This is a genomic window from Luteococcus sp. H101 (assembly GCF_038433155.1).
Classification (GTDB): Bacteria; Actinomycetota; Actinomycetes; order Propionibacteriales; family Propionibacteriaceae; genus Luteococcus.
The window spans coordinates 40,628-59,884 of sequence record NZ_JBCDMW010000033.1 but is presented as its reverse complement, the minus strand read 5'-3'; the positions used below and the strand labels follow the sequence as shown (position 1 = coordinate 59,884).

The 19,257-nt window shown below is 65.0% G+C and carries 26 protein-coding genes and 1 pseudogene; 14 read left to right on the top strand and 13 right to left on the bottom strand.

Annotated elements, in window-relative coordinates; all coding sequences use genetic code 11:
• Together AAEX60_RS13605 and AAEX60_RS13600 are read right to left on the bottom strand one after the other, a co-directional pair.
• A partial coding sequence (locus AAEX60_RS13605) for a DegT/DnrJ/EryC1/StrS family aminotransferase (protein ID WP_342104105.1) occupies positions 1-610 on the bottom strand: 610 nt, incomplete at its 3' end.
• A gap of 210 nt (positions 611-820) precedes the next feature.
• Positions 821-1,054: a FitA-like ribbon-helix-helix domain-containing protein gene (locus AAEX60_RS13600; RefSeq protein WP_342104104.1), complete on the bottom strand. Its 234-nt coding sequence runs from the start codon at positions 1,052-1,054 to the stop codon at positions 821-823.
• A gap of 125 nt (positions 1,055-1,179) precedes the next feature.
• Here AAEX60_RS13600 and ychF point away from each other — a divergent pair, with 125 nt between their 5' ends.
• From ychF to AAEX60_RS13565, 7 genes are all read left to right on the top strand, one after another.
• Complete coding sequence (ychF, locus tag AAEX60_RS13595) at positions 1,180-2,253, top strand: redox-regulated ATPase YchF (protein WP_342104103.1); 1,074 nt, start codon at positions 1,180-1,182, stop codon at positions 2,251-2,253.
• A gap of 37 nt (positions 2,254-2,290) precedes the next feature.
• Positions 2,291-2,575, top strand: a complete 285-nt coding sequence (locus AAEX60_RS13590; RefSeq protein ID WP_342104102.1) for a type II toxin-antitoxin system RelE/ParE family toxin — start codon at positions 2,291-2,293, stop codon at positions 2,573-2,575.
• Positions 2,576-2,583: 8 nt separating this feature from the next.
• The gene (locus tag AAEX60_RS13585) at positions 2,584-2,883 is read left to right on the top strand and encodes a HigA family addiction module antitoxin (RefSeq protein ID WP_342104101.1); all 300 of its coding nucleotides are present in this window, start codon (positions 2,584-2,586) and stop codon (positions 2,881-2,883) included.
• A 185-nt stretch (positions 2,884-3,068) separates the two neighbouring features.
• The gene (locus tag AAEX60_RS13580; RefSeq protein WP_342104100.1) at positions 3,069-3,968 is read left to right on the top strand and encodes a serine hydrolase domain-containing protein; all 900 of its coding nucleotides are present in this window, start codon (positions 3,069-3,071) and stop codon (positions 3,966-3,968) included.
• 199 nt (positions 3,969-4,167) lie between these two features.
• Positions 4,168-5,142 carry an NAD-dependent epimerase/dehydratase family protein gene (locus AAEX60_RS13575; RefSeq protein WP_342104099.1) on the top strand — a complete coding sequence of 325 codons (975 nt, stop codon included), beginning with the start codon at positions 4,168-4,170 and terminating at the stop codon, positions 5,140-5,142.
• 292 nt (positions 5,143-5,434) lie between these two features.
• Positions 5,435-6,364, top strand: a complete 930-nt coding sequence (locus tag AAEX60_RS13570; RefSeq protein WP_342104098.1) for an Abi family protein — start codon at positions 5,435-5,437, stop codon at positions 6,362-6,364.
• A 213-nt stretch (positions 6,365-6,577) separates the two neighbouring features.
• The gene (locus AAEX60_RS13565; RefSeq protein ID WP_342104097.1) at positions 6,578-7,096 is read left to right on the top strand and encodes a hypothetical protein; all 519 of its coding nucleotides are present in this window, start codon (positions 6,578-6,580) and stop codon (positions 7,094-7,096) included.
• A 105-nt stretch (positions 7,097-7,201) separates the two neighbouring features.
• Here AAEX60_RS13565 and AAEX60_RS13560 read toward each other — a convergent pair whose 3' ends face one another.
• Entirely contained in the window at positions 7,202-8,074 is an 873-nt protein-coding gene (locus AAEX60_RS13560) for a M23 family metallopeptidase (protein WP_123575316.1), read from the bottom strand.
• Positions 8,071-8,628 (bottom strand): winged helix-turn-helix domain-containing protein, encoded by a 558-nt coding sequence (locus AAEX60_RS13555; protein WP_013161556.1) that lies wholly within the window; start codon positions 8,626-8,628, stop codon positions 8,071-8,073. The genes AAEX60_RS13560 and AAEX60_RS13555 overlap by 4 nt, the downstream gene beginning before the upstream one ends.
• Positions 8,629-8,894: 266 nt before the next feature.
• On the opposite strand from AAEX60_RS13555, the pseudogene AAEX60_RS13550 reads away from it, so the two are divergent.
• Positions 8,895-9,030, top strand: a pseudogene (locus tag AAEX60_RS13550) (IS3 family transposase); the annotation flags it as partial.
• Between the two features lie 95 nt (positions 9,031-9,125).
• Here the strand turns inward: AAEX60_RS13550 and AAEX60_RS13545 are convergent.
• On the bottom strand, positions 9,126-9,869 hold the full coding sequence (locus AAEX60_RS13545; protein WP_342104096.1) for an ASCH domain-containing protein: 744 nt from the start codon (positions 9,867-9,869) through the stop codon (positions 9,126-9,128).
• A 402-nt stretch (positions 9,870-10,271) separates the two neighbouring features.
• Here AAEX60_RS13545 and AAEX60_RS13540 point away from each other — a divergent pair, with 402 nt between their 5' ends.
• On the top strand, positions 10,272-11,210 hold the full coding sequence (locus AAEX60_RS13540) for an Abi family protein (RefSeq protein WP_342104106.1): 939 nt from the start codon (positions 10,272-10,274) through the stop codon (positions 11,208-11,210).
• A gap of 123 nt (positions 11,211-11,333) precedes the next feature.
• On the opposite strand, the gene AAEX60_RS13535 is transcribed toward AAEX60_RS13540, so the two are convergent.
• Positions 11,334-11,942, bottom strand: a complete 609-nt coding sequence (locus tag AAEX60_RS13535) for a hypothetical protein (RefSeq protein WP_342104095.1) — start codon at positions 11,940-11,942, stop codon at positions 11,334-11,336.
• 302 nt (positions 11,943-12,244) lie between these two features.
• Here AAEX60_RS13535 and AAEX60_RS13530 point away from each other — a divergent pair, with 302 nt between their 5' ends.
• A complete protein-coding gene (locus tag AAEX60_RS13530) occupies positions 12,245-12,493 on the top strand; it encodes a nucleotidyltransferase family protein (protein ID WP_342104094.1) in 249 nt (82 codons plus the stop codon).
• A 219-nt stretch (positions 12,494-12,712) separates the two neighbouring features.
• On the top strand, positions 12,713-13,042 hold the full coding sequence (locus AAEX60_RS13525) for a nucleotidyltransferase family protein (RefSeq protein WP_342104093.1): 330 nt from the start codon (positions 12,713-12,715) through the stop codon (positions 13,040-13,042).
• Between the two features lie 168 nt (positions 13,043-13,210).
• Here AAEX60_RS13525 and AAEX60_RS13520 read toward each other — a convergent pair whose 3' ends face one another.
• The 6 genes from AAEX60_RS13520 to AAEX60_RS13495 all read right to left on the bottom strand — a co-directional run bounded on the left by AAEX60_RS13520 (position 13,211) and on the right by AAEX60_RS13495 (position 16,085).
• Positions 13,211-13,549, bottom strand: a complete 339-nt coding sequence (locus AAEX60_RS13520) for a type II toxin-antitoxin system PemK/MazF family toxin (RefSeq protein ID WP_342104092.1) — start codon at positions 13,547-13,549, stop codon at positions 13,211-13,213.
• Entirely contained in the window at positions 13,533-13,730 is a 198-nt protein-coding gene (locus tag AAEX60_RS13515; protein WP_342104091.1) for a hypothetical protein, read from the bottom strand. Before AAEX60_RS13515 ends, AAEX60_RS13520 begins: the two co-directional genes overlap by 17 nt.
• Positions 13,727-13,963 (bottom strand): hypothetical protein, encoded by a 237-nt coding sequence (locus AAEX60_RS13510; protein ID WP_342104090.1) that lies wholly within the window; start codon positions 13,961-13,963, stop codon positions 13,727-13,729. Before AAEX60_RS13510 ends, AAEX60_RS13515 begins: the two co-directional genes overlap by 4 nt.
• Entirely contained in the window at positions 13,956-14,318 is a 363-nt protein-coding gene (locus AAEX60_RS13505) for a hypothetical protein (RefSeq protein WP_342104089.1), read from the bottom strand. Before AAEX60_RS13505 ends, AAEX60_RS13510 begins: the two co-directional genes overlap by 8 nt.
• Before the next feature lie 128 nt (positions 14,319-14,446).
• Positions 14,447-15,187 carry a HEAT repeat domain-containing protein gene (locus AAEX60_RS13500; protein ID WP_342104088.1) on the bottom strand — a complete coding sequence of 247 codons (741 nt, stop codon included), beginning with the start codon at positions 15,185-15,187 and terminating at the stop codon, positions 14,447-14,449.
• A 259-nt stretch (positions 15,188-15,446) separates the two neighbouring features.
• Entirely contained in the window at positions 15,447-16,085 is a 639-nt protein-coding gene (locus AAEX60_RS13495; RefSeq protein ID WP_342104087.1) for a LysR family substrate-binding domain-containing protein, read from the bottom strand.
• 100 nt (positions 16,086-16,185) lie between these two features.
• Between AAEX60_RS13495 and AAEX60_RS13490 the strand changes: the two genes are divergently transcribed.
• Positions 16,186-16,554: a DUF5997 family protein gene (locus tag AAEX60_RS13490; RefSeq protein ID WP_342104086.1), complete on the top strand. Its 369-nt coding sequence runs from the start codon at positions 16,186-16,188 to the stop codon at positions 16,552-16,554.
• A 61-nt stretch (positions 16,555-16,615) separates the two neighbouring features.
• Here the strand turns inward: AAEX60_RS13490 and AAEX60_RS13485 are convergent, their stop codons facing one another.
• The gene (locus tag AAEX60_RS13485; RefSeq protein ID WP_342104085.1) at positions 16,616-17,206 is read right to left on the bottom strand and encodes an NAD(P)H-dependent oxidoreductase; all 591 of its coding nucleotides are present in this window, start codon (positions 17,204-17,206) and stop codon (positions 16,616-16,618) included.
• Positions 17,207-17,329: 123 nt separating this feature from the next.
• Here AAEX60_RS13485 and AAEX60_RS13480 point away from each other — a divergent pair, with 123 nt between their 5' ends.
• A complete protein-coding gene (locus AAEX60_RS13480; protein ID WP_342104084.1) occupies positions 17,330-17,710 on the top strand; it encodes a DUF1304 domain-containing protein in 381 nt (126 codons plus the stop codon).
• Between the two features lie 107 nt (positions 17,711-17,817).
• Complete coding sequence (locus AAEX60_RS13475) at positions 17,818-19,110, top strand: Nramp family divalent metal transporter (RefSeq protein WP_342104083.1); 1,293 nt, start codon at positions 17,818-17,820, stop codon at positions 19,108-19,110.
• Positions 19,111-19,257 lie beyond the last annotated feature (147 nt).

Below are 19,257 nucleotides of genomic sequence, written 5' to 3'. Positions count from 1 at the left end.
GCTCCACCTCGGCATCCGCGACGGTGATCATGCCACCCTCACCCGAGGTCATGTTCTTGGTCGGGTACAGGGAGAACGCACCAAACGTGCCCCACGACCCCACCGCAGTACCATCCAGCGACGCGCCGTGCGCCTGCGCGGCATCCTCGAACAGCAGCAGGCCGTGCTTGTCCGCGATCTCCTTGAGCGCCTTCATGTTGGCCGGGTGACCGTACAGGTGCACCGGCATGATGCCCTTGGTCTTGTCCGTGATCGACGCCTCGACACTCTTCGGGTCCAGGCAGAAGGTCTGGGGATCGATGTCCGCGAAGACCGGGGTCGCACCCGTCAGGGCCACCGAGTTCGCCGTCGCCGCGAAGGTGAACGACGGCACGATCACCTCGTCGCCCGCGGTGATGCCCGCGGACAGCAGACCGATGTGCAGGGCCGAGGTGCCGGAGTTCACGGCCACGGCCTGACGGCCCGGGGTGAACTGCGCCGCGAACTCGGCCTCGAAATCAGCCACCTCCTGGCCCTGGGCCAGCATGCCGGTACGCATCACACGCGTGACGGCCTCGATCTCCTCCTCGCCAACAATCGGCTTGGCCGGCGGGATGAACGCTTCAGTCACTTGTCTTCCTCCGTAAATCGCAACAGGTTGAGTCATCACCCAGAATGGCGGCGGAAGGAATCCGTGTGGTGCCTGCACTGCCTCCGGGGGAATCGGCATGTACATGTACTGGGACAGAGTATCCCGCGCCTATGTATGGTGACGGAGTTATCCAACGAGCATGCCAAACAACGGGCGGTGTTGAGGCTCCTCCGGGTGCTCACGCCCAGATCATCGGCGATCCTGGGCAAGATCATCAATGATATCTGCGTTGTCGAGGTTCAGTCCGAGCCGCTCGCGCCGCTCTGCAGCCCGTTCCAGCAACACGTCAAGGTCGGGTCGGTGGTGCAGGTCGATCAGCTGGCCTCGCACGTAGTCCTCTACCGAGAGCCCGGTGCTGGCCGCGCGCGTCTCGAGCTCAGCCACCGTCTCGTCGGGGAGGTCGGTGATCGTGAGAGTCTCCATGACCACAGTGTGCCGGCCCTGTATGAGGAGGGACAATGGTTTTCGGGAAGTCGCCGCAGGTTCGGCCGCTGTGATCGGGTTCACGGTTGGGTGCCGCGGGCGCGGAGGAACTAGGCTTGTGCGACGTGGCACTTACCATCGGAATCGTCGGTCTCCCCAATGCGGGCAAGTCAACGCTGTTCAACGCGCTGACCCGCAACAACGTCCTGGCAGCGAACTACCCGTTCGCCACCATCGAGCCCAATGTGGGCGTCGTGGGGGTGCCCGAGCCGCGGCTGGCGGAGCTGGCGAAGATCTACGACTCCAAGGCCCTGTTGCCCGCCACGGTGAGCTTCGTCGACATCGCGGGAATCGTGAAGGGTGCCTCCCAAGGTGAGGGGATGGGCAATGCCTTCCTGTCCAACATCCGCGAGGCCGACGCCATCTGCCAGGTGACCCGCGTCTTCGTCGACGAGGACGTCACCCACGTGGACGGCAAGGTTGACCCCGGCAATGACATCGACACCGTCACCACCGAGCTGATCCTGGCCGATCTGCAGACCCTGGAGAAGGCCCTGCCGCGCGTCGAGAAGGAGGCGCGGATCAAGAAGGAGACCAAGCCCAAGCTCGACGCCATGGCGAAGGCCGTCGAGGTGTTGAACTCCGGCACCACCATCTTCAAGTCGGGCATGGACACCGAGCTGCTGCGCGACCTGTGGCTGCTCACCGCCAAGCCCTTCATCTACGTCTTCAACTGCGACCAGGACGAGCTGGCCAACGAGTCGCTCAAGGAGCGGATGCGCGAGGTGGTGGCGCCGGCCGAGGCGATCTTCCTGGACGCCAAGTTCGAGAGCGAACTGGTGGAGATGGACGAGGACGAGGCCCGGGAATTTCTGGAGGAGTCCGGCGTCGACGAACCCGGCCTGGACGTGCTGGCGCGCGTTGGCTACGACACCCTGGGGCTGCAGAGCTACCTCACCGCCGGGCCGAAGGAGGCCCGCGCCTGGACCATTCGCAAGGGCGCCACGGCCCCCGAGGCCGCCGGTGTGATCCACACCGACTTCCAGAAGGGCTTCATCAAGGCCGAGGTGATCAGCTTCGACGACCTGGTGGCCCTGGGCTCGGTCAAGGCGGCCCGCGAGGCCGGCAAGGCGCGCCTGGAGGGCAAGGACTACGTCATGCAGGACGGCGACGTGGTGGAGTTCAGGTTTAACGTCTGACGTTATTGACGCATCGCGTCATGTCTGGCACTGTTGAGTGGTGATCAGATCCTTCGGCGACCGCGACACGGAGCTCGTATGGCTGCGTGAGCGGGTGCCGAGGATCGATCCGAGGATCCATAGGACGGCGAACCGAAAGCTGCATCAGTTGGACGCTGCCGTGTCTCTCGCCTCGCTTCGGGTCCCTCCGGGGAATCGCCTCGAAGCGTTGAAGGGTGACCGCAAGGGTCAGCACAGCATCCGGATCAACGATCAGTGGCGGATCTGCTTCGTGTGGACCGAGGCTGGCCCGGAGAACGTGATCATCGAGGACTACCACTGAGGTGCACCATGACTGAGAAGCTCTACGCGCCGATCCATCCGGGCGAGGTCCTGATGGAGGACTTCATCGAGGGGTTCGGCATCACACAGCACAAGCTCGCCGTGTCCATCGGCGTCCCCCCGCGGCGGATCAACGAGATCGTGCACGGCAAGCGGGCCATCACGGCCGACACGGCGCTCCGGCTGGGGCGGTACTTCGGGGTGGAGCCGCAGTTCTGGCTCAACCTGCAGAGCCGGTATGAGCTCGAACTGGCCGAGGACCGAGTGGCTGATCAGGTGGCCGGGATCAAGCCTTTGCAGGTTGCGTGAACTCTCATAGACGGCTGACTGTCGGGGCGGGCCTGGTGGTGGCGGGGGCGGCGGGTTTCGAGGTCTTCGCCCGAGTCAGGACTCCGAAACTGTGCAGCCCGTCATCTGGTAGTTCCTGGCTGGTCCGCGAAGCCGAGGAGATTCTTCGACGTTCACGCGGGCCTCGAGATCGGGCCAGCATTGCGGTGATCGACAAGGGCGTGGTCCGTGAAGCGCATTTTGGTGCCGATCGGCACACGCAGTACGAGATCGGTTCGATCACCAAGACGATGACGGCTTCGGTCTTTGCCGACATGGTGGCGCGCGGTGACATCGGCCGACGATCCCAGTTGGGGGCCTTCCTTGACCTGGAGGGAAGCGAGGCAGCTGGCATCAAGCTTGAAGAGCTTGCCACGCACACAAGCGGGTTGCCTGGCATGGCAAGGACGTGCCGCAACATCTCTGGTCTTGTGCTCTGGCCCCTGCTCGTGCATGACCCCAGCGCGTCTGTGACTCTCGAGCGTCTGATCGCGGACGCGCGACGGTCGAATGTGGGGCCGAAGGAGTATGCCTACTCCAATCTCGGGTACTCCTTGCTCGGCCAGGCGCTGGCTTGCCAAGCCCGGACGAATTTCCCGCGGCTGCTCGAGGAACGGTTGTTCGCGCCATTGGGTATGGTCGACACCTTCGTCCCATCAGATCCAAAATTGCTTCCAGCCGATGCGTCGCGCGGCTACTCGGTCATGTGGGGGAGGCGGTCTGCGCCTTGGACCTTGGGTGCTGAAGCGCCCAGTGGAAGTGTTCGATCGACTCTCGCTGACATGACCCGATACCTCCAGGCGCTGCTGGACGGCACTGCGCCTGGTGCGAGTGCGATGGAACCGGCCGCTGTCGTCGACGGCGGTCTTCGCATCGGCTACGGCTGGCATATCGACCAGGACTCACTGGTGTGGCACAACGGCATGACTGGTGGCTTCAGCAGCTGGATGAGTCTTTGTCCCGGCCGTGCGCGGGGCGTGGTCGTGCTCAGCAACACCATGAACTCGGTGGATGACCTGGGGCGGGCTCTGGCTGGCGCGTCCTCGGGTGTATCGGGCATGAGCTAGGGGCACGTGGCCGCATCATGGCCCTTTCCATCGGAACGCGGTGGAGTTCAGGTTCAATGTGTAAGACCGCTGGTCAAGAGCGGTTTTGCGTGCAAATGGTAGATGGGGCGTAGTTCCGCTCTCACATCTGACTCTCGTCTCGTGGTGCTGTGAGCGGAGCCGCTCGCGTCGGCAGGTGTCGTCATGCAAGGCTGACGACATGGACATCTTGCTGCTCGGTGGGACGGGTTTTCTCGGACGGCACATCGCGCGTATTGCGCTCGAGCGGGGGCATCGCGTCACCTGTCTTGCTCGAGGTACAGGGGAACCGCCCGCCGGGGTTGATTTCGTCGCGGCTGATCGTGACCGAGACGATGCCTACGACAAGGTCGCCAGTCGGTCCTGGGGCACTGTCGTCGACCTGACGAGTCATCCGAGGCATGCGCGCGACGCGGTTGCGACGCTCGATGCTGAGCACCGGGTGTTCGTGTCCTCGAGCAGTGTGTACGAGCATCAGGGGAACGTCTCTGCGGAGTCTGATCCCGTGGTCGCCCCGCTCGATGCCGACTGCATGGAGAGCATGGAGCAGTATCCGGCTGCCAAGTCCGCCTGTGAAGCGGCCTACCGTGTTGCCGAAGGGCCGGTGCTGATCGTGCGTCCCGGCCTAATCGCAGGCTATGGCGACGAGACCGCACGCAGCGGCTACTACCCGTGGCGGTTCGCTCACCCCACCGGCGATGACGTGATCGTTCCGGACCCGACCTTCCCGATCGCCATGATCGATGCGGAGGACCTGGCCGGCTGGATCGTCAGATCTGCAGAGGATGCTCGGCAGGGGGCCTTCAACGCGACTGGTCACGCCACTACCCTGGCGGAGGTGTTCGCGATCTCCCGCGAGCTCACCGGATCGCAGGCGACGGCGCGACCTCTCGCCGACGAGCAGCTTCTCGCGTGCGGCGTGAACCCCTGGATGGGGCCGAAGTCGCTGCCCCTGTGGGTGCCCGGTGAGCCATGGCGCAACGTTGCGCTGCTCGACTGTGCGGCGGCCTACGAAGCCGGCCTGCAGGTTCGCCCGTTGAGGGAGACGCTGGCGTCGGCTCTGCGGTACGAGGGAGAACGGGAAGGGGCGAGGCTGGCAGGGCTTCGTGATGAGGAAGAGGCCGAGCTTCGCGAGTGCGTAGCGGCTGGTGACTGACTTCTCGGGTCGAGAGGTTTGGTACGTGCCTGAACGCGGTCGAGTTCAGGTTCAATGTGTAAAACCGCTGGTCAGAGATAGTTTTCCGTGCAGATGGTAGATGGGCTGTCGCTCCGCACTTGCATCTGACGCACGCCTGGTCCCTCTGGTGGGTGGAGGTGCTCGTGCCGAGCGCCGACTTCAGGCGTTGAAGGTGAGCGTCGGCTCGCGTATACTCTTGACTACTAAGACCGGTTCCGCCTACTTCGGTAGGTCCAGGGCCGGTCCTCATTTTTTCCGGGGGCGGTGGCGTGTGGCGGAGCGGCTGAAGTCGTACAAGACCTACGACGAACAGGTGGACATCCTGCTCAGGCGCGGCATGCTCGTCGAAGACCGCGCCGCTGCTGCCAAGACCTTAGCAAGGGTGAACTACTACCGACTCAGTGGCTACTGGTACCCCTTCCGTGTTCAGCGAGAGGACGGCCGGGCTGACGACTTCTATCCAGGCACCAGATTCGACGAAGTCGTTGAGCTCTATGAGTTCGACGCCAAGTTGCGAGGCGCAACGTTTGAAGCGCTCATGCCGATCGAGCTCGCAATCCGTACGCTCCTTGGACACGAACTGGGGCGCGTCGATCCGAGTGCCCATCTGGATACCGCCTTCTTGGGTCCAGTCGCCCGGCGTGGTGATGCCCACACGAAGTGGTTGCGGCGCTACAACGAATCTCTCAGCCGCTCGCGCGAGGACTTCGTTGCCCACCACAAGCAGAAGTACGGCGGGCAGATTCCCGTGTGGGCGGCTGTCGAACTGTTGGACTGGGGCAGCCTCAGTCGCCTGTTCGAGTTCGCTCCGCATCGCGTGCAGGAGGTGGTCGCTGATGCTTGTTTGCTGCGTGCACCGCAGCTCGGCAGTTGGCTCAAGGTGCTCAATGTCGTGCGGAACACCTGTGCTCACCACGGACGTTTCTTCAACAGGGTGCACGCCATCACCCCGAAGCTGCCGGCGGCGGGAGGACATCCGGACCTCGACGCCGTGCGTGCAGACTACAACCGCACCTTTGGCCTCCTCACGCTGATCCAGTTCCTGCTCGATCGTCTCGGTGTGGGCTCAGGCGATCTGCTCCCTGACGTGGTTGCCGCCTACCCTGACGTCCCGGCCATCCCGATCACGCACATGGGAGCACCTGGTGAATGGCGCGGAAGCAGCCGGTTGTGGAACGGCGGTCATTCGCCGGAAGTCTGACCGTGAAGAGTGGCTGCTCAAGTGACCGATCCAGTGGTGGAGCGGCGTGGTTGACCGGGCTCACGCGGCTTGCGATCCCTCCATCTGTGCTTTGACCAGCGGAGATGCTGCTCGCAGTGCCCCTATCGCGTGATGGCCGTATCCATCGGAACGCGGTGGAATTCCGCTTCAATAATTAGTTGACTAGGGATTTCAGATGCCTATCGTTGTCTCGTGGACCATCTGAACTTCGTCGAGTCGACGCTGCCGCTGGACGGGAATCGGCCTCGTTCCCAGTATCTCGACCTCGTCGTGAACGGCTCATCCCTGCGCGCTTCGATCGGTGAAGATTTGCTGGGGTGGACTTCCACTCCGTTGCGGTCTGGATGGGATCTGGAAGCCGGGATTGGCTGGATAGCGTCCTTGTCCCTAGGGCTACAGGACAGTCTTCCTGGTGGCCGGGTGGAGCTGTACGTGTGTCGCGAGTGCGGCGACCTGGGCTGTGGGGCGCTGACGGTCAACATCGAACGATCCGGGTCAGTGGTGCGATGGAGCGAGTTTGGATGGGATGACAGCCTCAGTGATGAGCCGTACGACGCCATCGGGGACCCCTTGGAACTCACCTTCCAAGCGGCGTCCTATGACGAGACACTCCGCGCCGTGGGGGAGCGGCTGCTCGCGAGGCAACGTCCGCCAGCTCCGACCGGGCCTCAGTGGCGGCGTGACCCAGGCTTCGTTGCGATCGATCTGTGACGCCTATTCCCAACGCAATGAGGTCGAATGGAGATTCAATTTGTAGAAGAGCTGGTCAGAGCTGTTGGGCGCGAGCTGGTCGGGCGGCATGGGGGAGTGTTCGCGTCAACAACTGGCCTCGCGCTTGGGTTGGGGCATGACGCCGGACTCCGGGGTGCGGAAGATCTGCCCTGTCGCGGGGAGACCCTCGACCGTCTCTGCGACAGGTTTCTTCGGAGCCCAGTGGGGATCGGGATCCGGCTCGATCGTGAGCGGGGACCACCGGAACGGCAGGCCGGCGGCCATGGCCGCTTGGGGCCGGTCCATCAGCTGGAAGTGGAGATGGGGTTCGCTGGTATTCCCGGTGTTCCCGACCGCTCCCAGGACATCGCCGGCCCGGACTTTCTGCCCGACGCACACGGCTGCAGATCCGTGCTTGAGGTGGGCGTACATGCTGAACGTGCCGTCGCTATGGTCGAGGATCACGTGATTGCCGATGATGGAGCGGTGCCCGGCCAACTCTCGACCGAAGGCCTCGAGCGACATCATGTAGATCAGGCCGGGCCAGGTGTTCCGGGCGCGATGGTCACGCTTGCCGTCATGGGCAGCGATCACGGTGCCGGAGCCCGCTGCCAGGACAGGCTCCCCGAAGCTTGGGAACTCCTGGGGCTCGGCCTGTCTCCATTGCCAGCCGGGGGCGCTTTCGCGGGGAGAGTCTGATGCCTGCAGGATGTCGACTGCGAATGCCTGACCGAGCGTGCGAACGCCGTGGCTGGGGACCTTCGTCGCCGGGCTGTTGATGGCGACCCAGCGGCCCGTCACGGGAGCATGCATGGTCTGGGGAGACTCGTCGTCTGCACGTGGAGAAGGGACTGCGATCGCCAGGCCCAGCGGCGCGAACACGAGCCACACGGGGACCTCGATGACGAAGCTCAGCGCCACGAGCAGGACGAAGGCTCGAAGGAGCCAGGGGGAAGCCGCCTTGAGCATGCGCATCATCGGCGCGCCCCCAGAAGGGTGGTGAGCAGGGGGACGACTCGTTCGGCCGGCACCGTGTGTCTGCCCCCGGAGCCCGGCCTCAACCACCCGGCCGAGGTGAGGGCGCGAAGGTGGTGATAGACCTGCCCGGTCGACCCCATGGACTCCAGTTCTGCAAGTTCGCGTGCGGTGCTGTTCTCCCCGGTGAGCACCTCTTTGAGGATGCGCAGGCGGATGGGGTGCGCCAGTGCGTCCAGCACAGCAGTGACCGTGTCCCACTCGTCGGAAAGGAGCTCGTCGGCGTGCGCTCCGATCTGCCAGGAGACGGGGCCGCTGCCCGGAAGCTCGACGGAGCCCACGAGCATGACGGTGCCGCCCTCGCTGTCATCCTCGTACTGCTTCAGGCCGCGAAGGGCCCAGAGGTGATCTTGTGTGCTTGGTGAACTGCCTTGCGCGCCGTTCGTATTTCCAGTGTCACCAGCGGCGGGGGTGGCGTGTGCCTCGACCGCGACCATCCGCTTCTCGAGTGCAGCTACTCGACTGGCCAGTGAGTCAGGTGCGTCCGGTGTCGTCATGGATACATAGTTCCAGAATTACGGAATACTGTAAAATCGCACTACGGACCTGCCGCGGGGGCGAGTAGGCGACCTCTGGGTGACGGATTTCGGTGGAGTCCGCTTCAACGTGCGAAGGTGCCTCTGCGCCCCAGGGCGGGCATGAAGGGCGAGGACGTTCTCGTAGGCAGTGCTTGACCGGGATTTCGCTCCCGCGCATTGCTGGCCTGGGTCATGGCGGTGATCCACAGGGGGTCTGTCGGGTCGGCCTTGCGGGCGGCGGGGAAACTCGTGAAGAGCTGCGAACCGCGATCATCACCTGGATCGAGCGGACCTACCGACGCCGCCGGCGGGCCCGCCTGGGTCGGTTGGCCCATCGAGTACGAGCCCCTCATGAACCCGAGCCTCAACCTAGTGGCCTAGACCCAGCTGCGCCTGCCCGTTCATTGGTCCCGTCGCGCCGATGTGCACCCAGATGGTTCTATCCATCGGAACGCGGTGGAGTTCCGGTTCAATAACTAACCTTTGGAGTTGGAATCGCATTCTGCAGGGATGCTCAATTCAAAGGCCACGAGGTCAATGCTGTCCTCCATCTCGAGGCCGGGGTAGTGCATGTCGAGGGCTTCGTGCAGGTCAGCTAATGAGGCGAAGCCGTCCCGTTGTGCATGTTCCTCAGTGAGGTCGCAGCGGCGTGTGGCAAGCACGGAGGTGACCTTCGCATCGACGGTAATGACCTCGCCGCTCTCCTTCTCGAAGACGAGCTGTGCTGGCCCAGGTCGGAAGGGGTCGTCGACGCGGATGGTCTGGCGCTTGGACCCATCTCTGATGGCCGACTCGTAGCCTTCCCACATGAAAACCTTTTGTGGGAGTTCCATGGCGCACCAGTCATAGGCATGGGGAAGGAGCTCGGAGACGCTCAGCGCTTCGAGGCCGTTGCTGCCGCGGACGACACATTGGATGGCGGGGTCGGTGTCGAACAACACTTGACGACATTTTCCGCACGGAGAAATCACTTGGCCTGTCGGGCCGTACACCGCGACGATGGCGTCGATGGGGTCTTCTGGACACGTGGCCGCGTGGTTGGCGAGGGCGGAGATCTCGCCGCATGGGCCGCCGAGGAAGTGGAAGGCGTTCAAGCCAAGCACGGTCTGGCCTGATTTGGTCAGCAATGCTGCGGCGACTGTGTGGTTGTTGTCATCATTGCACTGCTTTGCGTGGGCAGTAGCGGTCTGCACGAGCTGTCTGAGTGCGGCGGTGATCATGTCTCGACGGTATCAACCGGAGAGCAAGCCACGCCGAAGCCGGCGAATCCGTGCTTACGGGCGTGCGCCCTAGAGGTTTGGTACGTGCCTCAACCCGGTCGAGTTCAGGTTCAATGTGTAAAACCGCTGGTCAGGCGGTAGTTGCTGGGTTGGGGTGGGGGGACTCGAGTTCCGGTTCAACATCTGGTTGAGGCTGATCGGATCGACTCTCCATGTGCCGGTGAACCTTCAACGCGGCACGTGTTAGCCTAGGGCTACTAGATCCCCCACGCCTCTCCATGGAAGCGCACTTGGGGGATTTTTCTACCCAGAGGAGTGCGGATGGGGCGTCGAGTCCCACGTCAGCGGGGCGTCGGTGTCTACGACAAGTCGCCACTTGGCCACGCTGCTCTCGTGGCGCGCATGCAGGATCGTGGTTTGCTCATCCCCGATGTGGAGCGTGCGGAGCGATACGTCCGCAGCATCGGCTACTACCGGCTGTCGCCCTACATGATCCCGTTCCGGCGTGCGGGGTCGGATGACTTTCGGTCGGGCGTGGCTTTCGACGACGTCCTGGATCTCTATGTCTTTGACCGCAAGCTCCGGCTGCTGGTGCTCGATGCCTTGGAGCGTGTTGAAGTGGCGGTGCGGTCTGCATTGACCGATCACATGGCGCAGGCTCACGGGGCCTTCTGGTACGGAGATTCGATCCACTTTCGGGATGCACGGAGGCATCGAGGCTTCGTGGCGGCGGTTCGCGATGACTGTTCTCGTCAGTTGCTCGCCAAGCCCGAGCAGACGGATGGTGCACTGGTTCATCGGTCTGCGTTGGAGCACTACTTGCTGACGTACGGCAAGCCCGAGCTCCCGCCGTCGTGGATTGTCATGGAGCGTCTCACCTTGGGGCAGGTCGAGCACCTGATCGGCAACCTGAAGCGGCGCTCGGATCGGACGGCGATCGCCAAGTCTCTGGGAATCAATGAGCCACTGCTCTTGTCCTGGATGCGGACCTTCGTGCGTGTCCGGAACATCTGCGCCCACCATGGTCGGTTGTGGAACGCAGTCCTGGGCGTATCCCCGGCGCTGCCCACGTCGCTGTCGGTGACGTGGCTGGCTGATCCTACTGCGATCGCAGACAGCGCAGCGCGACGAGCACGGCTGTACCCCGTCCTGGTGGCACTGCAGTCCCTGCTGTCGACGCTGTCACCAGGCAGTAGCTGGGCGTGGCGACTGAAGGCGTTGTTCGATGAGCATCCAGACGTTCCACTCACAGCCATGGGGATGCCGCCCGGCTGGTCCGACGATCCGTTCTGGGCGCGGCGCATCGAGGCGAGGTCGCCTGGGGGGCCTGCATCCAGGTAGGGATCGCGTGGTCGGGTGGCCACCAGACGGAATCGCGTCATCGTTCGATGCGTGGGTATGCGGTGGAGTTCCGGTTCAATGTGTAGGTCTGGGTGCCCTTGGAACGGTGACAGCAGCTTCCTCTCACCTTCGAGGGGCCAGCCAATCCCGTGCGGTGTTGATGACGACGCCCAGCTGGTCCTCGAGCTCTTGGGCATGTCTGCGATACAGCACGATATCCTCGCTCGCGTGGTGTGCGGTGGCGGCACTGTGCTCTGAGTCGTGTTTCTTGACCAGCGCATCGAGGGCTTGCACGGAGGGGCCGAGTTCCCCCAGTTGTGGCAGCAGCAGTTGCAGGCGAACCAAGGCCAACCTAAGCTCTTGGGTCCGGTCGGTCTGGGGCCCGTCTTCGGTGTAGGGGTTGACGGCGATTCGGTGTAGTTCGTCCTGCATAAGCCGCATCGCCGCCTCGATACTGGATTCTCCGCGGGGGACATCAAGGGGGTCGAGGACATGCTCGGGGTGCTCCAAGAAGCGGGCGGCTGTCCTGCCAGTGATGATGAGGTCTTGCGCCATGAGGATCACTTGCTCAAGCGCGAGACGAACCTCCGTGCGCGCCGAGTCCACTCGCTGTCGTCGTGTTGCGCTGCGTTGGGACAGTGATCCGAAGGCGAAGGTCAACGTGGCGCCAATGACGACGCCGAGATAAGGCTTCAGGGCCGAGCCAGCGTCGCGAATTAGCTGCCAATCCATGGTTCAAGTGTGCCTTACATCAGTGCTTCGCAAGGTACTGTTTGACGCGCCGAAAGCCGCGCCGACCCGTAGGCAGAGTGGGTTTGCTTTGGCCGCGCGGTGGGACAACTGAGCCACGCCCAGCAAAGCTAGCCGTCAGGCCTATGTGCAAGCTAATGCGGTGGAGCTCCGATTTAACGTCTGACCCGCCATCCAGGATCGACAGCCGCTCCACGAGTAGGCAGTGATGGGATACGGGTCCCATGACTGTCACTGCTGGCGTTGACCTCGACGCGATCCGACGCGCCGCCTAGCGTCATGGGGTGGCGGAGTTGGCGCTGTTTGGATCTGTCATCACCGGGGACTTCGACGCGGACAGCGACGTCGACTTCCTTGTCGACTTCTTCCCCGGTCGGCCGGATCCGTTCGAGGACTTCTGCGCGCTGCGCGATGACCTTCGGGGAATTGTGGATCGCGATGTCGATCTCGTCGTGAAGCGAGCGATCCGCAATCCCTACTTTCGCGAGTCGGCGCTCAGCCAGGCAGAGACCGTCTATGCTGCCGACATCTAAGGCCCATCTGTGGGACGCCCATCAGGCATGCCTGACGTGGGCGCCGAGACGCTGACCGTTGCTGCTGTTTTGAGTTCCTCGGCCCGAGCCGAGTCCTCGACTGGACCAAGAACAACCTCGACGGATGCTGAGTATGGCCGGCTGCCGGTGTGGTCGGCCGTCGAGGTGTGGTCCTTCGGGGCGCTGTCCAAAGTCATCGAACGTGGGTAGCCTGCTCGCATGCCCGTCCGCACCGTGACTCTGGAGGCTCTCGCCATGCGTGAGCTTATCGAGTCGCGCCGCGACGATCTCGAGCGTCTGCTCGCGAAGTACGGTGTGACAAACCCGATGCTGTTCGGCTCCGTGGCTCGGGGCGATGCGCGTCCCGACAGTGACATTGACATACTCGTGGAGATGGATCCCGCAGACGGCAATCTGCTGATGCGCGCCTCCGGCCTCATGGAGGAAATTCGACTGCTCCTCGGCACCGATGCGGTGGACATCTTTCCGGTGCAGCTGCTGAAACGGCAGGTTTCGCAGACAGCGCTGGACGACGCGGTGCCGCTGTGAGCTGTACGTCGCCGCTCGCCGAGGCGCTGCGGGCCCACACTGCTGACGACTGACCGCCCTTCGGCGCAGCCTGCGGCTCCCTCCCCAGATGGTTCTATTCGCCGGAGCGCGGTGGAGCTCAGGTACGTGGATGTCTGCGTCCGGCTGACCGAGAGTGCTTGGATCGTGTCACAGATCCAACAACAGTCCCAGCACTTCGCGCACCTCGGCGAGCGTCACGGGTCCCACGTTGCCTTGCTTCGTCGTGAGCCGCGCGACGGAAACTGAGCGTATGTGCTGACACTGGGCTGCCGACGGGGCGCTGAGTTGATTGTCGTCATCCGGCTCGATGTAGACCTCCGCGCCGCTGGACCGGATGGTTCGAGTCAGGGGGACGACCTGCACCACGGTGGGGTCACCTCGCAGTACGCCGATGGCGGTGACGACAACGGCTGGCCGCCGCGGGACCGCCTCGCTGCCGATCGGTGTGCCGAGATCGACCTCGACGATGTCACCCGAGCTCAGCATTGAGCCAGGTCTTTTCCTCGTCGGTGAGCTTGTCGCTCAGCTCGCGCCCCATTGACAGCTGACGCAACGCACGCAGGGCCCGATCGACCGTCTGGTTGATGGTCTCGTGGCGCTGCTGGGCCAATCGCGTGACGCGGCTGTGCGTCTCCCGATTGACTCGAATGGTGGTTGTCTGGCTCATGGCTTCCCGCGCACGGCCTGCCACTGCTCCCAGGCGAGTTCGGGATCGATGTCCTCATAGCCCCTGGCGGCGGCCATGGCCTGGGCATCGGCGCGCGGTAGCGCGATCGTCACCGCATCATCGCGAATCGCCGTCACTTCAGCCTCGGTGAGTGGACGCCCGCGTGTGGTTTCAGCTGCCGTCAGCAGAGCCACGAGAGCAGGGATGAAGACCAGTACCAGGTCGTCACTCATCGCGTTGCCCGGCGCTCGGCTCACCTTCACCCACGAGGTGAAACGACGCCTCGGCTCCGAGCTTCGCAGCCGCCTCGGTCAAGGTCTGGTTGATCGACCAGCTCAGCGAATCGAGCACATCCTCGCCCCCACTGACCAGCTCGATGCTGTCGCTGTCCAGGCGGTGCAGCGCGGTACCACCGTCCAGCAGCACCTCGCCCTGCGAGGTCAGCTCTTCTGCCATGAGTCGCCACAGCTCATCGCGCAAGCCCGGCGGCTCGACGGCGACGCGCACGCCGTAGACCTGACCCTTGCGCGTTGCTCTGCGTGCCTTGTCGGACGGCTGCCACAGCTCGGCGGCCCAAGGGAATGTCATAGCCGAACCATAACCAACCGCCGTCGCATTGACCGCCCGGGGATCGGTCAGCCCACGCCCTGTGGACCACATGATCTACAATCCGGCTGATTGGCTGATGGGTATTCGGGGGCGAACCTGGTGCTGGCTCAGTCGCCCCGTCGCTCGTCGCGCAGGCCGGCCGCCGCCGCGGCCAGACCCGGGCGGTCGTCGCTGATGGTGGCCAACAGCAGGGCGCCGTCCACCTCTGGTGCGGTGGCACCCCGCAGCACGGTGGCGGCCCGTCCGGCCAGCTCGGATCCGGCCCGCCGCTCGGCGCTCGAGTAGCGCGTCGGGTCTGCGAAGGCCGTCAACACCTCCGCGGCGTGCGATCGGACCGCCGGCGAGTCACTGCTCAGGGCCTGCTCCAGAGCGTCGACGCTGGGGGCGCCGAACTCCAACAGGGCGCGCGTCAGGCCGTGGCGCAGCTCGGCGCGTTCCGAGCCCAGCTGGGAGATCAGCACGTCGAGCCCCTCCGCGGCGGCGATCCGACCCAAGGCCCACCAGGCCTTCGCGGCGACCACCGGATCGGCGTCCTCGGCAAAGGCCAGGATGGCGGGGACCGTCGCCGGATCGCCCACCTTGCTCAGCGCGTGCAGCACCGGCTCCTTCGGCAGGGCGTGCCCCAGCGCCGAGACCAGGGCGGGCGCGGCAGCCGTCGGGCGCGCGACCACGGCCCAGATCAGCGTCTCGCGCACGAAGTCATCGTCCTCCAGGGCCATCAGCGCGACGAGTTCCGGCATCACCTCCGTGGTGTCCAGCGTCCCCAGCCGCAGGGCGGCCTTCTGCCGGTCCGCAGGGTTACCGCGGTGCAGCAGGTCCAGCAGGCGGGGCAGGGCGTCGGAGGTCATGCTGTCTGAACTCCGGGCAGGGCGCGGCTATTCCGCGAGGGTTTATCCGCCTCCCGCAACTGGCGGCTGTATCCGCGAGAGACCAGTTTCGTGCGCCAGGCGGTCTGGGCGCGCGAACCGACACCTGGCTGCTGAACTCTTTGGACGCCCGGTGTCGGTTTTCGACGCCAGGCTGGCCTGGCGCGGGAAACTGGCGGGTTCCGGACCTGAGACCCAGACTCCCGAACCCAGACTCTCGGCCCGGGCCACGCCGCAAGGGTCAATGGCCCCGGCGGACCTTCTTGGGCTTCGGCTTGCGGGCCCGCGGGCGGGCCTTGGCGGGCTCGTGGCCGGTGGCGGCCCGCTGCTGCTGGGTGCGGGAGCTGTTGGCGCTGCGGCCGCGGACCACGCCGACGAACTCGTCGAGCAGCGGATTCTGGTCGTCCATTCGCCAGGCCAGGGCGACGGGGGAGGTCTCGGCGTCGGTGATGGGGCGGTACACCAGGTCTTTGCGGCTGGCCCCGCGCGCGACCGACATCGGCACCACCAACACCGCACCGGCCAGGACCCGGTCAATCGCGACGGCGTCCAGTTCGGTCAGGACGGTCTCCTCCTCGGCCAGGTCCGCCTGGGAGATCTCGTCGGCAGCGGCAAACAGGTGCTCCTTGGAGACCCAGGCCACCAGCTGCTCCTCGTAGAGCGGGATGGCGTGCAGCCCGTCGCGATCAATCGGCAGCCGGACGAAGCACATGTCCAGACTGCCGTCGCGCAGCCCGGCCAGCTGCTCGGCGTCGGGCACCTCGGTGATTTGCAGCGGGTGACGGAAACGTTCCTCCCAGGTGCGCTGCCACTTGTGCAGGACGACGCCGCGGACATGCCCGATCCGCAGGCCGGTCAGTGTCGACGGGTTCTGGCTCACGGTTGCAGGCTAGCGGTTCGACGGCCCTCACCGATTGTTCGACGGCGTCCCGGGCCACTGCGCGCCACGTCCCCGCCTCCACCTCGGCTACGCTCGCGTCGTGAGCCAAACCATGAAGCCGTCCACCGCCGCCCAGAAGCTGGGCATCCTGCTGTCCGCCGCGCCGGAGGACTTCCAGCAGAACCCGATCACCCGCGACGAGCTGGATGAACTACGCGAGAACCCGCCGGCCTGGTTGGTTGATCTGCGCAAGAACGGTCCCTTCCCGCGCGACGTGATTGCGGCCAAGCTTGGGGTGTCCAATTCCGGGCTGGCGCGCGGGGGAGTCACCGAGCCCCTGAACGCAGACCAGGTGGGTGAGCTGCTGGCCGATCCGCCGGCCTGGTTGGAGCATGAGCGGCGGGTGCACCGTCAGGTGCTGGCCGAGAACGAGCGGTTGAAGGCCCAGAAGGCCCGCGACGAGCGCTGACTGGTTCGGCTCCCCGCCGTGTGAGTTGAGTCGTGTTGTTTCCGTCTCCCAGCTGGGGTGATCACACCGCGTACCGCTCCAGATGCTTGGCGTAGGCCCTCAGATCGGCCTCGATCGTCGGGTTCTTGAAGACGTCGAGGATCGCGAACTCCGGCAGGATCTCGTAGCCGCAGAAGCGGTAGGTGGCGGTGATCTCGCTCAGGGCGTCGGCGAGGCTGCGACCCTGGAAGACCGGGTTCTGGGGGTTGTCGAAGGCTGCTGCCGGGGCATTCCAGGTGGAGGAGACCATGAACTTGCGCCCCTGCATCTTGCCGCCGGAGCCGTAGGGCCTGGCCAGGTCGCTGCGCGTGCGGCCGTCACCCGAGAGCATCGAACCGGTGCCGAGCACGTGGTTGAAGACCTCGTCGACGTACTTCTTCCACGTCCACGGGGCGCCGAACCAGTTGGCCGGGGTCTGCAGGACCACGAGGTCGGCGGCCAGGTGCTTGGCCTCCTCCTCGGCGAGGTCATAGCCCTCGTCGACGATTGTCTCGAACACCTCGTCGCCGCGCCCGGTGAAGAAGTCCTTGGCCACCTGGTGGGCGGCTCCGTTCAGCCCTCCCTCTGACCATCCGGGGTAGCCGTGGTGGGTGTTGATCAGCAAGACCTTCATGGGGTGTCCTTCGAGGGTTGGGTGGGCGGACTGCCTACGTCATACCAACCGGTCAGTTCCGCCGGGTATTCCCGAAGGTCGTCGAGCGCCCGTCCGCGTGGATCAGGGCGCTATCGTCACGGCATGCCCATTGCCGCCGTTCTGGTCCTGCTCGCCTGTCTGTTGCACGTCTACATCTGGTACCTCGAATCCTTGGCCTGGACCACCGCGGCCCGCAAGGTGTTCGGCACCTCCGTGGAGGAGGCCGAGGCCACCCGTGAGATGGCCTTCAACCAGGGCTTCTACAACCTCTTCCTCGCCATCGCCGGGCTGGCTGGCGTCGTCGCGCTGGTGCTTGGGCACACCACGGTGGCCGTGACCCTGATGGTGACCGCGGTCGGGTCCATGGCGGCCGCGGCGCTGTTGCTGCTGCTCACCTCGCCCGAGAAACGGGGTGCGGCCGTTAAGCAGGGGTTCTTCCCGGTGCTCGCCCTCGTCGCGCTGGGGCTTGCAGCGCTGGCCTGAGCGCCTTGGCGGGGCCCTGACCCGCGTCCATCACGTGGGTGGGGCCCGGCGGCGTTGGATTGCGCGGTAGCGTCCGAGCACGCCCCCGGACTCGACGAGGAGGACTCGTGTCGCACTCCGCCAGCCCCCACACTCTCGCGCCCACCCGATGGAGCCAGGCCCTGCGGATGATCGGCCCCGGTGTCGTGCTGGCGCTGGCCAGCGTCGGGGCGTCGGACATGGTGACGACGCTGAACTCCGGCGCCCAGTACGGCCTGTCCCTGGCCTGGGTCTTCGTCGTCGGACTGGTCCTGAAGTATGCCCTGAATGAGTCGATCGCCCGGCTGCAGCTCACCGGCGACAAGTCCTTCCTGTCCCACCTGACCCAGTTCGGCGGCCGCACCTTTCCCGTCATCCTGCTGGTGGCGGAGCTGCTGATCGGGCTCTTCTTCGGGGCCGGCGTGTGTTCCATCTCCACGCTGATCCTGATGGCGCTCTTCCCCGGGCTGCCCTTCGGGCTGGCCTTCGGCGCGGTGCTGGCGTCGGCCGTCGTGATGCTGTGGCTGGGCCGCTACAGCCTGGTGGAGAAGGTGATGGTGGGTTTCGCCATCCTGATGTTCTTCGGGATCGTCTACCTGGCCGTCACCTCGGCCGGCGCGGGCGACAGCGCGGCGCAGGCCCGCCAGACCCTGGTGCCCGTGCTGCCGGCCCATTCGCTGGTCACGGTGCTGTCGCTGATCGGTGGGGTCGGGGGAGCGACGGGAATCATGGCCTACACCTACTTCGTCCGGGAGAAGGGATGGAGCGGGCGGGCGTGGCGAACCATGGTGCGCACCGATCTTGCGGTGAGCTACCTGCTGATCGTCATCTTCGCCGTCGCCATGACCGCGGTGGGCGCCTTCTGGCTGTTGGCCGGCAACCACAAGATCACCTCCAACAGCGCCGTCTTCGACGTCGGCCAGATCCTGGGCCGTGAGATCGGTCCCGTCGCCCACGGGCTGTTCCTGCTGTCCTTCTTCGCCGTGACCTACTCGTCGGTGCTGGGCGGCTTCCAGGGCATCGCCTACGTGACGGGGGATTGCCTGCGCGTCGTGCGCAAGTACCCGCACCAGGACGAACCCGGTCAGGACATGTCCGCCAAGGCCCCGGAATTCCGGGCGGCGCTGGTCTGGCTCGCGGTCTGCTCGGTGCTGATCCTGCAGACCGGCAAGCCGGTCACCCTGGTGCTGATCTATTCGGCAATCAGCTCCTTTGTGCTGCCCATCCTCTCGACAGCCCTGCTGGTGATCATGAACCGCTCAACCACGCCGGCGGAGCTGCGCAATGGCTGGCTGTCCAATGTGCTGCTCGTCGCCTGTCTGGCGCTGTTCGGCTTCCTGTGCGCGCTGCAGCTGCAGGAGAGCATTACCGGTCTGACCTGATTCGACGTCCCACTGCGCACTGCGCAGCCGTTACTTGCTGGGGCAGCTGTTGCAGCAGCTGCCCCAAGCATCAACTGCTGCGCAGTGGGGGTGGGGTGACGGGATCTCGTCGCCGGTCAGGCTGGTGGGGTGTGATGGGGCTCGTCG

Excerpts from the sequence above, each read along its gene's own strand:
- AAEX60_RS13600 (WP_342104104.1), bottom strand. The coding sequence starts at position 1,054 with ATGGAGACTCTCACGATCACCGACCTCCCCGACGAGACGGTGGCTGAG.
- AAEX60_RS13585 (WP_342104101.1), top strand. The coding sequence starts at position 2,584 with ATGACTGAGAAGCTCTACGCGCCGATCCATCCGGGCGAGGTCCTGATG.
- AAEX60_RS13575 (WP_342104099.1), top strand. The coding sequence starts at position 4,168 with ATGGACATCTTGCTGCTCGGTGGGACGGGTTTTCTCGGACGGCACATC.
- AAEX60_RS13560 (WP_123575316.1), bottom strand. The coding sequence starts at position 8,074 with ATGATGCGCATGCTCAAGGCGGCTTCCCCCTGGCTCCTTCGAGCCTTC.
- AAEX60_RS13555 (WP_013161556.1), bottom strand. The coding sequence starts at position 8,628 with ATGACGACACCGGACGCACCTGACTCACTGGCCAGTCGAGTAGCTGCA.
- AAEX60_RS13545 (WP_342104096.1), bottom strand. The coding sequence starts at position 9,869 with ATGATCACCGCCGCACTCAGACAGCTCGTGCAGACCGCTACTGCCCAC.
- AAEX60_RS13540 (WP_342104106.1), top strand. The coding sequence starts at position 10,272 with ATGCAGGATCGTGGTTTGCTCATCCCCGATGTGGAGCGTGCGGAGCGA.
- AAEX60_RS13535 (WP_342104095.1), bottom strand. The coding sequence starts at position 11,942 with ATGGATTGGCAGCTAATTCGCGACGCTGGCTCGGCCCTGAAGCCTTAT.
- AAEX60_RS13525 (WP_342104093.1), top strand. The coding sequence starts at position 12,713 with ATGCCCGTCCGCACCGTGACTCTGGAGGCTCTCGCCATGCGTGAGCTT.
- AAEX60_RS13520 (WP_342104092.1), bottom strand. The coding sequence starts at position 13,549 with ATGCTGAGCTCGGGTGACATCGTCGAGGTCGATCTCGGCACACCGATC.
- AAEX60_RS13515 (WP_342104091.1), bottom strand. The coding sequence starts at position 13,730 with ATGAGCCAGACAACCACCATTCGAGTCAATCGGGAGACGCACAGCCGC.
- AAEX60_RS13510 (WP_342104090.1), bottom strand. The coding sequence starts at position 13,963 with ATGAGTGACGACCTGGTACTGGTCTTCATCCCTGCTCTCGTGGCTCTG.
- AAEX60_RS13505 (WP_342104089.1), bottom strand. The coding sequence starts at position 14,318 with ATGACATTCCCTTGGGCCGCCGAGCTGTGGCAGCCGTCCGACAAGGCA.
- AAEX60_RS13500 (WP_342104088.1), bottom strand. The coding sequence starts at position 15,187 with ATGACCTCCGACGCCCTGCCCCGCCTGCTGGACCTGCTGCACCGCGGT.
- AAEX60_RS13485 (WP_342104085.1), bottom strand. The coding sequence starts at position 17,206 with ATGAAGGTCTTGCTGATCAACACCCACCACGGCTACCCCGGATGGTCA.
- AAEX60_RS13480 (WP_342104084.1), top strand. The coding sequence starts at position 17,330 with ATGCCCATTGCCGCCGTTCTGGTCCTGCTCGCCTGTCTGTTGCACGTC.